Annotated in this window: 9 protein-coding genes; 2 read left to right on the plus strand and 7 right to left on the minus strand. The window is 38.8% G+C overall.

From position 1 onward, the window contains the following. Positions 1 to 142 precede the first annotated feature (142 nt). From G3R48_RS07745 to cmoA, 7 genes are read right to left on the minus strand one after another with little or no spacing between them, the layout of a single operon-like run. Positions 143 to 1,240 (minus strand): DUF3541 domain-containing protein, encoded by a 1,098-nt coding sequence (locus tag G3R48_RS07745; RefSeq protein WP_228497388.1) that lies wholly within the window; start codon positions 1,238 to 1,240, stop codon positions 143 to 145. Next, entirely contained in the window at positions 1,230 to 2,999 is a 1,770-nt protein-coding gene (locus tag G3R48_RS07750) for a hypothetical protein (protein ID WP_153663611.1), read from the minus strand. The genes G3R48_RS07745 and G3R48_RS07750 overlap by 11 nt, the downstream gene beginning before the upstream one ends. Then, a complete protein-coding gene (locus tag G3R48_RS07755) occupies positions 2,962 to 3,918 on the minus strand; it encodes an alpha-L-glutamate ligase-like protein (RefSeq protein ID WP_153663609.1) in 957 nt (318 codons plus the stop codon). The genes G3R48_RS07750 and G3R48_RS07755 overlap by 38 nt, the downstream gene beginning before the upstream one ends. Beyond that, the gene (locus G3R48_RS07760; RefSeq protein WP_153663607.1) at positions 3,918 to 5,429 is read right to left on the minus strand and encodes a UUP1 family membrane protein; all 1,512 of its coding nucleotides are present in this window, start codon (positions 5,427 to 5,429) and stop codon (positions 3,918 to 3,920) included. The genes G3R48_RS07755 and G3R48_RS07760 overlap by 1 nt, the downstream gene beginning before the upstream one ends. A gap of 28 nt (positions 5,430 to 5,457) precedes the next feature. Continuing rightward, positions 5,458 to 6,192, minus strand: a complete 735-nt coding sequence (locus G3R48_RS07765) for an ATP-dependent zinc protease family protein (protein WP_153663605.1) — start codon at positions 6,190 to 6,192, stop codon at positions 5,458 to 5,460. Between the two features lie 8 nt (positions 6,193 to 6,200). Further along, the gene (cmoB, locus tag G3R48_RS07770; RefSeq protein ID WP_212593262.1) at positions 6,201 to 7,193 is read right to left on the minus strand and encodes a tRNA 5-methoxyuridine(34)/uridine 5-oxyacetic acid(34) synthase CmoB; all 993 of its coding nucleotides are present in this window, start codon (positions 7,191 to 7,193) and stop codon (positions 6,201 to 6,203) included. Further along, entirely contained in the window at positions 7,190 to 7,921 is a 732-nt protein-coding gene (gene cmoA, locus G3R48_RS07775; RefSeq protein WP_153663601.1) for a carboxy-S-adenosyl-L-methionine synthase CmoA, read from the minus strand. Before cmoA ends, cmoB begins: the two co-directional genes overlap by 4 nt. A gap of 296 nt (positions 7,922 to 8,217) precedes the next feature. Between cmoA and G3R48_RS07780 the strand changes: the two genes are divergently transcribed. Together G3R48_RS07780 and aspS are read left to right on the plus strand one after the other, a co-directional pair. Next, complete coding sequence (locus G3R48_RS07780; RefSeq protein WP_194823869.1) at positions 8,218 to 10,998, plus strand: diguanylate cyclase domain-containing protein; 2,781 nt, start codon at positions 8,218 to 8,220, stop codon at positions 10,996 to 10,998. A 416-nt stretch (positions 10,999 to 11,414) separates the two neighbouring features. Next, positions 11,415 to 13,190, plus strand: a complete 1,776-nt coding sequence (gene aspS / locus G3R48_RS07785; protein ID WP_153663597.1) for an aspartate--tRNA ligase — start codon at positions 11,415 to 11,417, stop codon at positions 13,188 to 13,190. Positions 13,191 to 13,302: the final 112 nt, after the last annotated feature.

The raw sequence follows: 13,302 nt of genomic DNA on the forward strand, positions 1-13,302 counted from the left end.
GTGGTTTGAACTAACAACGCGAATAGATTTGAGTAAAAAAAACACAGTTAATTATTTATATTTGCCATGTACTTTAAGTATTTGATAATAATTCACCTACACAAGTAGGTGGATTATTTGGTTTATTAATTATTTTTGTTAATTACTTTGGACTAACAGTCATTGGCAAGTTTTTTTGGATAGATTTTATTTCATTGAGATAAGGACCTGGGTGTAAGGTTTCTGGCCATTTAAGCAACATCATGGCGAGAATATTTCTATGTTCACCGGTAGCGAGGTGTGCTTTACCACTAGGTGAAAGTAACATGCGGTGTGTTGGTGAGTATACCTTGAGCAAATGCTGCTTTACTTTCTCAACAACAGGATTATCAGCATTACCTGTTATTTGAAAACTAATCCCAACTTCGGTAATAATATCTTCGGTGGTGTCTGTTAAAATCCGGTCAATGTTCTTTTCGAAGTAACTCAAAATCCATTGAAACTCTTTTTCGTCGACATAATGTTGATAATAACCACTGGCTGCAAAAATGAAGTGGGTCATACCATATATTTTATTTTTGTATTGCGCCTTGGATAATTTAGCATCAGCGGAGTTGGGATAGGTTGAATTAAATGCTTGGGTATAGGGTTGGCGTAAATCAGTTATCCCCATTTGTTTCGCCCAATAAACATAGTTTACTAATTGAGCCGCCCATGACCTTATCATATCAGGATCAGTGTATGCGGTTTTTAAGTCAGACTGTTTGAGTGCGGCTTGCATTTTATTATGACAAGGGCCAATAAATCCGACTTCATCGATACGACTGGCATATCGTAATACCACATCATTAAGTAATACAAAGTCAGGGTATTTCTCTGTGGCAACTCTTCTTGCCTTTGCCCGAGGTCCTTTGCCTAAATTATCACGCAATATTTGTCCTTGTTTTGCAACAAAGTCTTTATTATCCAGTTGACATGCATAAAAGTTTTGTCGCTCTGAGACGGTAATTAAATCTACTAGCACGCCATTAGCATATTCAGTGTCACCGGTCATACGAAATTGACGTAAAGCATAATGTCCTTGAACACGTGGTGGAAGCGTATAGAGTTTAGTTTCTAGATGTTGCTTAATCTGTTGATACATACTTGACTCAGTGACAGAGTTCGTTGACGTTAGCGTCTTCGCATAACAAGTGATGGGGAGCAAAAACAAAATCCCAATAACGGCTGTGATAGTCTTTGTTACTCGTTTAATTTGCATTTGCAATTCTCCTTATTAACGTATTCGTGTCCGTTTTTCCATGCAGTAGTACTGATAATTGTTGAGATACACTTTTGCCTGAGGAATTAATAATCAACAAATCGAAAATTTGTTGATTCGTTAATCCTCGACGATGTTGCTTGGTGATAAGCGTTGCTAAAGCTTGTTGCCATTGGGGCAATATAATTAACGCTCTTTGTGAGGCTAGTGAGCCAAATGTAAACAAACTTTCGCTAGCATCAATCCATTTTTCACCGAAAATATCGTAAAAGCTATCAGCCATAGCTTGTTGAAACTGTTGATACTCTGGTGATTGCCAATCTAGACGTTTTAGTGAATAAAACTCGATCGCTAACTGTGCACGATAAAGCTGCCAACTTTGTTTAAACTGTCGTGTTTGTTTATATATACCGCTGTCGTTATATAGCCTAGTATTGTGATGTAAGTAACTCTCTAACCATAACTTTCCAATACCAAAGCTCAGTTGTGATTGTTCCTGAACACTTGTGGTATATAACCAATGCGCTTGTGCCAGTGATGTCATCGACTGGCTTAACAGTGAGATAAATTTACGTTGGTTTGTCCCAGTGAGCTCTTTTGTCGGTAATGAGATTACCCATTGACCATATTGTTGACCTATGATGGTTTTCCTAATGAGTGAGCCTTGTGGTTTGGTGATGTTGTCATTGATAAACACATCTAATTGACCAAGTAATCGACTTTTATGCCAAATACGATAAACAAAGGGCTGCGCTAACTCAAAATGGCTTTGTCTATTTTGTTTGTGTTCATCTGTTGGGATAAGCTCAAACCTTAAACCTATTTCGGTTAAGGCATCGATTGCCGATAACACAAATGCATGCGAATCGATATTCACTGGGTTGTGCAGGTGAGGGCTATTGGCTTTATTTTGATGTAGTGCACTTGCCATGTTCCAGGGGGTAACAGTCTGTTCTGTTGATAAATGTTGGCTTTTGGCATTAATAAAAGCTAATGCTTGTTGCTTGGTGAGAGATATTTTTGCAAGTTGTAAATCAGTATCGTTTTGAAAACCACTTTTTTTAGCATCATGGTTAAAGTGATCCCACAAGTATTCTAACGAAGCTAAATTATCCTGCTTTGTCCTTAATTGATATTGTAACCAAACAGGTTTCCTACAACGCGATAATGGCTGAAACATGAGATAACGTGCGACGTCCTGTGTTGTACTTAAACGTGCTTTATTGTTTAACTGACAAGCAATATCATTAATTTTAATTATCGCTTTATATTGTTTAAATGCCTGTTGATAAATGGTTTGTGCGACTAGTCGTGAAGATTTTTGTTGCACTTGTTGTTGAGTTAACCTTTGTTTCAATAAAGTGTTTGCAGCATTTTGATACCGCAACGGCACTTGAGACAACACAGGTGATTTTAGAAAATCTGCATGGGTATTAATTAGTTGATTCAATGAATCTGATATGTGTATTTGGCATTGTAATAACAATTGACGTTGCTGCGAGGATAGATTCAAACTGCGATAATAAAGCAGCCGATCTTTTAAATTATTTAAACCTAATAAGTGTTGATCAAATTGGGTTAATTTGAGTTGGTAAACACTTGGGGTGTATGTTTTTTGCGTTGAAAAATGATGACCATTTATCTTTGGCGCATAAGTGATACATTGATGGCTAAACAAATCAATCGGGTTGGCCGCAGCATGGAACGCTACGGCCAAAGGACTAAAAGCGAGGAGTGCTAGAAAAATGTTTTTTAGCATATGCTACACGTTCAGTGATTGACATGGATGGTCCGGTCATGGCCTCAATATGTTTTAGACGCGGAATAATACCTTTTCCGTTAGCAATTTGAATTGCCAACCCGGGGCGGGCATTTAACTCTAATAGTAGTGGCCCACGGTTTTTGTCTAGTACCATATCAGTACCTAAATAACCTAATTCACACATTTCATAAGCACTTGATGCCGTGTGAAGTAGCGTTTCCCAATTAGGTACTTGTATTTTGCTGAGCTCAAACTGAGTGTCAGGATGTTCTAGTACGGGTAAGTCAAACTGCACGGCATGTAAACTTTTGCCTGTGGCAATATCTAACCCAACGCCAACAGCGCCTTGGTGTAAATTAGCTTTTCCATCAGATGCAGCAGTAGAGCAGCGTAGCATGCCCATTACTGGAAAGCCTTTAAAGATAATCAAGCGAATGTCAGGTACGCCTTCATAGCTAAAACCATCGAAAACAGGGTCAAATTCAATTAACCCTTCTACAATACCCACATCGGGCTTGCCCCCAAGAGAGAAAAGTCCACTGAGTATGTTTGATACATGTCGATAAATTTCAGAATGGGTGACTTCATGACCGTTAGGTTTGTAGTAACAGCCATTTTCTACCTTTGTTATGACCAAGATACCTTTACCGCCAGAGCCTTTAGCTGGTTTAATCACAAAACCAGAACGATTCTCAACCATGGCTGGTATTGATTCAATTTGATGTTGTTCATTAACAACACCAATTAAATCGGGTACGGCGATATCATTGGCTAATGCTAATTGCTTAGTTACTAGCTTATCGTCAACTCGTTTATAAAATTTACGCGGATTATAACGACCTATATAACTAATATTCCGCTGGTTCATATTCATAACGCCATTACGACGTAATTCCCAAGGCCAGGCAAATTTCATTATTTGTCTCCAGCTAATGGTTGAAAGCGTTTAAGTTCAGTGAGGCGATAACCCGTATATTGGCCCATGACGAGCACCACAGACAAAATCACTAAATGGATTCCTAAGAAGTTAAAGACCCAATGCTGAACGAGGGCGCTGCTCATTGCAAGGTAGGCGAGTGTTGCCACGAATAAGCTGCCACCACCGCTGATAAAGACTTGTTTAGGGCCTTCCTCTTCCCATAAAATTGACATTCTTTCAATTGTCCAAGCCAGAATGATCATAGGGAAGAATGTAATGGTTAACCCTTCACTTAAACCTAACTTGAAGGAAATCAAGGTGAAGAATCCGATGATAAATATCACCACAATAATCACCGCCGATATTCGGGATATCAATAATAGGTTAAGTGAGGATAAATAAGAACGGATCATTAAGCCACATGCTACGATTAATAAAAAGCCAATTAAACCCGTTAATAATGTGGTCTGAATAAAGGCGAGGGCAATCAGAACCGGCATAAAAGTACCTGAGGTTTTTATGCCAATAATCACCCTTAAAAATACAACGACCAATACACCAATAGGAATAAGCAAAATTCCTTTAAACAAACTCTGCTCTTCAAGTGGTAATTGGTACAGAGAAAAGTCCCAATCGTCTTGTGCATTCATCATCATATCAATTGATGTGGATAACGCAGGGCGAGTGTCCTGAAGCATTGAGAAGTTGACTTGTGAGTTGGTACCGCCAACTACATCCAATACCGAGTTACCATTACTTTCCCATAATAGGGTGGTATCAGAACGGCCTTGACGATTATTGTTTACGTCAAATAATAACCATTCGCCTTCTTGATAAACTTGTACTAGTTGGTGCAGTTGTTGTCGGCGACGTTGATCTTCAAGTTCTAATCCATTGACGATCCTTGCCGGAATACTTTTACTGTTAAGCATTCTGACAAATAAGTCAGTAGGGGAATTTGACGCTAATAATAACGACATATTTTGACTTTGATTTACGTCATTTATCATTGCCATTAATTGCTGTGCAAAAGAAGCATTTGAAGCGCTTATTGCCCAAACTTCATCGACAATTTGCTTAGCAGCAGAGCGTTCTGTTACTGGCCATTGGTATGGTTCATCAATGACTGGTTGCTCTGACTGCTTTATCGTCAAATTACCTGTTGGTACAAGCGTGACGCGGTAATAAAGCGATTGTGGACCATCCGCATCGCGAATAGACCAAACGGCGCGACGTTGGCCATCAACGTCAGTAATATTTAAACCGTAACCCGGTGATGAAGCATTCTCGACTAAAATGTCGAATGCGGGATCATTAGGCAAGGTGAAGTCGGCCTCTGCTGGTTGAGAATGGCCGTTAAAACTGACTTTAGCGTCTATTGCCCAGCTATGAACTTGTTCACCAGGTAAAAAAGGAATGTTATGTTCTAATCCTCGGTAAATACTGGTGCTAATACCCGCAATAAATAACAGTGCGACTAATATGTAAAAAGGTTTACGTGAATGCATGTAAGTGCCTATTTAGTTGTTATTTTTATTATTTTTTACCATGAATAAAACGTTGTCCGACATCAACAACAGCAATATCTTTCATAAACTTACGTCCAAGCAGTAATGGATAATCCAAATGGCTGCGATCGGTTAAGTTTAAATCGGTTTCAGCGGCATATTTACCAATTTTAAGGTGGGCATGGATGACTGGGCGACGATCCTCTTGAGAGTCAGCGTCTTGTTTGATTCTAACAATTCGCTCTACTTTGTATTCAAAGGTATTTCCAGGTTGTTTTTCACCATTGGTCATCACATCAAAACGAACCCATTGTGTACCATTGCGTTCAAATAGCACAATATTACGTGCATCTAGAGAAGACGATTCAGCACCAGTATCTATTCGAGTTGCAAAGCTTGCTTTAACTTCATCAACAAATACATTTTCAACTTCACCTAAAACAAACTTATCGCCAATGATTGATTCTGGGCATGTTTTTTCAACTGGCGCAGGAATAATGGCGGCTTTTTCTGATTTCTCAACGGCTGATTTAACTCGTTGATTTAAAGCATGTACTTCTTCGGTTAATGCTAAAACCTCAGCACTGGGTTTTTCGCATTGAGTCGTGAACGCATCAATAATTGCAGTTTGAGTTGACGCTAAGTTTGCACTTAATTGTGCATTTGTGAGTCCAGGCTCTAGCTGCGTTTTAGGCACTGTAGTTGAACTACAAGCTGAAATTAACGAGACAGAGATGGCAATGGCCAGCACATGCTTTAACATAAAAAGTCCTATTTTAATTCTAAATTGGGTTGGCTCTTTGTTGCTATGATTGTTGCTCGTTTAGGAGCAGGGTAACCTTCTACCGTTAAACTAATGTCATTAGGGTCAAGGTAATCGACTAAAGATTCGTTTTTCATCCATTGTGTCGTGCGCTGTTCTGCTAATGAAGTCGTATCAATATCGACGCATTTAACATCTATAAATTCACATTTTTGTAACCATAACACGAGTGCATCTACAGATGGAATAAACCAGACGTTATTCATTTTTCCATAACGATCAATAGGTACCAGAACATCGTCTGCCCCACCATCGATAACTAGGGTTTCTAGAATCAATTCTCCGCCGGTTCTTAATTGATCTCTTAGTTGCATTAAATGATCAATTGGTGAACGACGGTGATAAAGCACACCCATTGAAAAAACGGTATCAAATGCGTCAAGTGGTGGCAGTTCTTCGATACCTAAAGGAAGCAGGTGTACAGGCAAATCTTTTCCGGCAATTCGTTTAACCGCTTCAAATTGGCATAAAAAAAGTGGTGATGGGTCAACACCTACGACACGTTTTGCTCCTTCTCCGTACATGCGCCACATATGGTAACCACTTCCACAGCCCACATCTAATACCGTTCTATTCTCAAGCGAAGAAATATGCGGTTTGACGCGGTCCCATTTCCAATCACTGCGCCATTCAGTATCGATTTCGACACCGTGAATACTAAATGGGCCTTTGCGCCAAGGTTGAAACAAGCCAAGTAAGTTAGCTAATTTTTCTTGTTGACCAGCAGATAGTTGCTCACCACTACCAATTATGACACTGTCTTTAAAGTTGATGGTATTAGGCGTCGGATAGTTAAGTTTATTAAGCACTTTTTCCCACTTGGGTAATGTGCCGTGTTTATGACTGCGTTGCCATTTGCCCAATATAGAAGGAAGATCTTCTAACCAATGTTGTAGGTTAGAGTCGGCAATTTGTTGGTAAAACGAACTAAAATTAATCACTTGATAGCCACCATAGAGCAAAAATTAAAACATTGAAACCACACGCTAACATGACCAAAACCGCATTCATTTAAGCGATCTTTATGTGCAGGTAGGGTATCGGTTAGCATGACATTTTCTAACGCGCTGCGTTTTTGGCTGATTTCTAATTCGCTGTAACCATTTGCTCGTTTAAAGTCTAAATGGTGTTTGTCGAGAATATGTTGAATGGTGTCATCTTCAAAACGCAGCTTTTCTGAAATGACAATTGCGCCGCCAGGGTTTAATCCTTGATAGATTTTTTTGATTAATGCGTCTCTGTCATGTACGGGTAAAAACTGTAAGGTGAAATTTAATATCACCAATGACGCATTAGCTATTTCAATATCACGAATATCAGCGCAAATTAAATTTACAGTTGTATCACTTTTAAACGCGGCAATGTTTTCATGACAGCGATTGATCATCGACTCGCTATTATCAACAGCAAAGATTTGGCATTGCTTACCTTCAATATTACGGCGTACAGATAAAGTTGCGGCGCCAAGTGAACTGCCTAAATCATAAATATTGGTATGAGGTTTCACAAAATCATTGGCAAAATCACCAATGGTTTGAATTATTTGTCCATAACCCGGCACTGAACGTCGGATCATATCGTTAAATACACCTGCTACTCGTTGATCAAATTTAAAGTCATCAATATTATCGTTTTGAGTTGCATAAATGGTGTCTAAATTAGTGTTCATTTGTCGCCACATCCAAAAATTGTAGGTATATTCTAGCTAATCCATAAATGAAGCGGCAAGTAGAAGCGAGATTAAATAACAAAATTTTCAGTAAATTAAGCACTTTGTTATTAACTGCTTTATATTTGATAAAAATATTTCAATTAATGTATCGATGTGTATTTTTTTTAAAGCTGATACCATCTGTACAAGATAATAAAATTGATTTTGTTATCCTTTGTCAATCCAACAATGTTAGTTAGGGAAAACTATTGAAAACAGTTGGTTGTATAATGCTATTTGGCATCTATTTTCTAATGTCATTTTTTGCATATTCACATGTCGCCTTACCCAACAATGAAAAAGTATCCTATACCATTGTGATGGGAAAAAAGGCATTTCCATATCAGTATGTAGATGAGCAAGGCCACCCTAGTGGTGTACTTGTCGATTTGTGGCGTGAATGGGCCGAAGTGACTCACAGTGAAGTCATCTTTAAACCGATGATGTGGCAACAAGCATTAGAATATAGCGCAAAACATCAACATGTTATTCATGCGGGCCTAGCTCAAAGCCCTAGTCGTTTGCAACGTTATACATTCGCTGAACCGATTAGCTCCTTTTCAAGTTATCTATACTTACATAAATCTATTGCCGATAAATCTCAAATTTCACAATTGTTGCCTTATCAAATTGGTGTTGTTCAGGGACAAATTCATCAAGAGTCTTTGCTTGCTATTGAACCGCAATTAAGCATTAAATCTTATCCTAATCAAAAAGCTTTACTTGATGCAGTTGCGTTAGGCAAGATTATGATTTTTGTTGCAACCGATGGTTTTCAACGTTTGTTAAATAACAATAATAAAATAAGCCGAGATTATTCAGCGTCCCAACGATTACCAATTGAGAAACTCGCACTTGCACCTGCAATTAGCCACACAAACCTAGAATTATTGGCAACAATAAATAGTGGGTTTAAAATGATCTCGGATGATGTTTATCGTCAAATTGAACGGCGTTGGTTGGGTTTTCATAGTAAAGATAAGGGTATTTTAATTGCAATGCAGACCAACGTGGAACCGTTTGCTGATATTGGTGTTGATGGCTTGCCACAGGGATTATTAGTTGATTTATGGAAATTATGGTCTCAAAAAACGTCAATTGATATCGATTTTGTGACTGGTAATATGCAAAGCAGTGTGTCGTTAATCAAACGTCAACTTGCCGATGTACACATTGGGTTTCCTGAAAGCCAACAAATGCGCTCCGGACTTAAACAAGCCTGGAAAGTGTTATCAATAAAAAGTCGCTTATTTAGCCTAAATCAAAATCTCATTACCAGTAGTCAATTTTCCGAAGGATTTCGTATTGGTGCTTTTCCCACATCGCCTTATATTTCACAACTTAAAGCGGCTTTTCCTTATGCTCAAATACACTATTTCAACGATATTGAATCCATGGTTCAAGCAAATCGCATGGATGAAATAGACGGGTTTATCGCCTCTGCAGCTATGACGTCACATTATTTATTGACACACAAGTTGTGGCCAGATTTTACCCAATATCAAGAGATCGCGTTTTCGACCGATCTTTATAGTCTAACCCGGGTTAACGACAACGAGTTAGCAGCGACAATAAAAGCAGGCTTTGCACTTATATCAGACCAAGAGCTATTTGAACTTGAACAGAAATGGTTAATTAACCCTGCTGATAGGCAGCAGATAAATAGAATTAAACAGATTTCACTGACCAATACTCAACGACAATATTTAAATAGTTTAGGTGCAATAAAGTTAGGTTATGTAGCGAATTGGGCGCCAATGGAGTTTACCGGTAATAATGGGGAATTTTTAGGGATAAATGCAGAAATAAAAAATCATTTAATGCAGCAACTTGATATCAGTATTATTCCCGTTGCTTATGCTAATTTTAGTGATCTATTAGCTGATTTAAATGTGGGACGAATTCAAATGGTGGCAAGCATAGCGCGTACCCCACAACGAGAAGCACACTTAACCTTCAGTAAACCATATTGGCCAGCCCCTTGGGGGGTCATGACTCACCTTACACAAGCTCCTGTTTTTAATGTCAATCAGTTGGCTAGTCAACGTATTGCAATCATTAAAGGCTATGATTTAACGACGCAACTAACAACCCAATTTCCTACAATAAACGTTATTGAAGTCGACAATGTTGAAGCTGGAATTGCGCATATGATAAATGGTGATGCTGACATGTTCATTGATAAGGTTGCCACGCTTGCAAATGTCCTTCAAACCAATAAATACCCAAGCCTTGAATTGTCACTGCTTGCGGATCTATCAGATACACAAAGCCAACTGGCAGTATTTAATGGCGTTGCACCAATGATGCCGATGATTAATCGTTCTTTAGCAACGATATCAGATGCTGACAAAAGTAACATGTATCAAAAATGGATCACCGTTGATATAAAAAAAAATATGGCAACATATCAACGTTGGGTGAAAATATTAATGGCGGGTTTGTTGGCATTATCTAGTATTGCCATCGTAATTATTTTATCTAATCGGCGTTTAAATATTGAAGTAAGAAAGCGCAAAACGGCTGAAAATCAATTATTGCAACTTGCTCACTTTGACCCTGTTACTCAACTAGCCAATAGAACCTTATTAGATACTCGCTTACACCAAGCAATTAACCAACATCAATTAAATGGTCAACAATTTGCGTTAATGTTTATCGATCTTGATGGCTTTAAAGCTGTAAATGATGTACACGGGCATCAGGTTGGTGATCGATTGCTAAAAGAAGTAGGAAAAATTTTGTTAAGAGAAGTATCACGTTCAGATACCGTTGGCAGATTTGGCGGTGATGAATTTGTCATATTACTCAACACTATTCCTTCTAAAGAAGCAGTGAGTATAGTCTCACGACATATATTACAATCGCTTAATGCGCTAAAACATATAGAGCATCAGAGTGTGGTGATATCAGCGAGTATTGGAATTGGGATCTACCCAGAGGATGGAGTAACCGCACAAGATTTATTAAACAAATCGGATCATTTGATGTATCAAGCTAAAAAGTTTGGTGGCCATCAGCATAAATTGAGTTAATTAAGCAATACAGATAAAGAAGATGTGGTTTTTTTGGTTTATTAAGTTGCTTGAGATGAAATAACATTGATTAATCATTACTTCTCCACGAAGGAGAAATGCTGCGTGAAGCACATATTCATATCAAATTGGTAGAATACGAACGCATCGCGTTTTAGGCAGCATACCTTGTCACCAATAACGCATTTAACAATAACTATTAGTCCTATCTAATTGTCAGCACAATCGACACCGCCCATACTGACGCCTTTTTAAGCGCTTAGAAGTAAAAAAACACCATTAGCTGGTTTATTTTCAAAATCTACAAGATACTGCATAGTTAGACATTGGTCTGTATTGTATTTGCAGTATATAATGTCACGTTTTTAACCATATTATGTTCCAAACACCCGCTTGTGGATAAAGGATAGAGTTCAATGCGCAGTCATTATTGTGGAGACATTAACACGTCTCATCTTGGTCAAGAAGTTACCTTAGTCGGTTGGGTCAACCGTAGTCGTGATTTAGGTGGCGTGGTCTTTTTAGATTTACGCGATCGCGAAGGGCTAATTCAAGTTGTCTATGATCCAGATTTAAAAGAGGTGTTTGACATTGCAAGCACACTGCGTAGTGAATTTTGTGTACAAGTAACCGGTCTTGTTCGTGCTCGCCCTGACAGCCAAATCAATTCACAAATGAAAACGGGTGAAATTGAAATTCTTGGTAAAGGCTTAACCATTATCAATGCATCAGCGCCATTGCCGTTAAGCATGGATAATCATCAAAATAATAACGAAGAACAACGTCTTAAGTATCGTTATTTAGACCTACGTCGCCCTGAAATGGCTGAGCGGTTAATTTTCCGCTCAAAAGTAACCAGTGCCGTTCGTCGTTTTCTTGATGACAGCGGGTTTTTAGATATTGAAACGCCAATTTTGACCAAAGCGACGCCAGAAGGTGCGCGTGATTATCTAGTACCAAGCCGTACTTATAAAGGGCAATTTTTTGCACTGCCACAATCACCACAGTTATTTAAACAACTGTTGATGATGTCAGGTTTTGATAAGTACTATCAAATCGTAAAATGCTTCCGTGATGAAGATTTACGTGCCGATCGTCAACCAGAATTTACCCAAATTGATATAGAAACGTCATTCATGTCTTCAGCGCAAGTGATGGCAAAAACCGAAGAAATGGTTCGCGGCTTATTTAAAGACTTACTTAATGTTGATTTAGGTGAGTTTCCGCGTATGGCTTACTCTGAAGCAATGGCTCGTTTCGGTTCAGATAAACCAGACTTACGTAACCCATTAGAATTAGTTGATGTGGCAGATTTAGTTAAAGACGTTGAATTTGCCGTATTTAGTGGTCCAGCAAACGATCCCGAAGGTCGTGTTGCTGCATTACGCATTCCAACAGGGGCTTCGTTATCACGTAAACAAATTGACAATTACACTAAGTATGTCGGTATTTACGGTGCTAAAGGCCTAGCATGGATGAAGGTTAATGACCTTGATGCTGGTATGGAAGGCATTCAATCACCGGTGCTTAAATTCTTAAATGAAGACATCGTTAAGCAAATTCTAACGCGTACGAATGCCCAAACTGGTGATATTATTTTGTTTGGTGCCGACAATGAAACTGTCGTAGCAGAGGCAATGGGTGCATTACGTCTTAAAGCAGGTGAAGACTTTGAATTGTTACAAGGACAATGGAAACCGCTTTGGGTTGTTGACTTCCCAATGTTTGAAAAAATTAATGGTGGATTCCACGCTGTACATCATCCATTTACAGCGCCGCGTAATGTCACACCAGAACAGCTTGCTGCCGATCCTGCTGGCACAGTGTCTGATGCCTACGACATGGTATTAAACGGTTGTGAATTAGGCGGTGGCTCAGTGCGTATTCATAATGCACAAATGCAGTCTACTGTTTTCAATATTCTTGGGATTGATGAGAAAGAAGCCAATGAAAAATTTGGTTTCTTACTTGAAGCACTGCGTTACGGTACTCCACCACACGCAGGTTTAGCGTTCGGTTTAGACCGCATTATCATGTTGATGACAGGTGCAAGTTCTATCCGTGATGTGATGGCATTCCCTAAAACAACAACCGCAGCGTGTCCATTGACCAATGCACCAGGTTTTGCAAATCCACAACAATTAGTTGAACTAGGTGTTGCAGTGATTGAAAAGCCTCTAACAGCTGAGTAACTTGCAGCTCGTTTAACTGTTTTTGAGCACACATCTGACCTTGTTTAGATGTGTGCTTTTTTATAGATTATTGATAAGAATTTAAGTTGTCATAATGATGTTTGGTTATTTT

Origin of the sequence: Shewanella intestini (genome assembly GCF_018221465.1) — a bacterium.
GTDB classification, from domain to species: Bacteria; Pseudomonadota; Gammaproteobacteria; order Enterobacterales; family Shewanellaceae; genus Shewanella; species Shewanella intestini.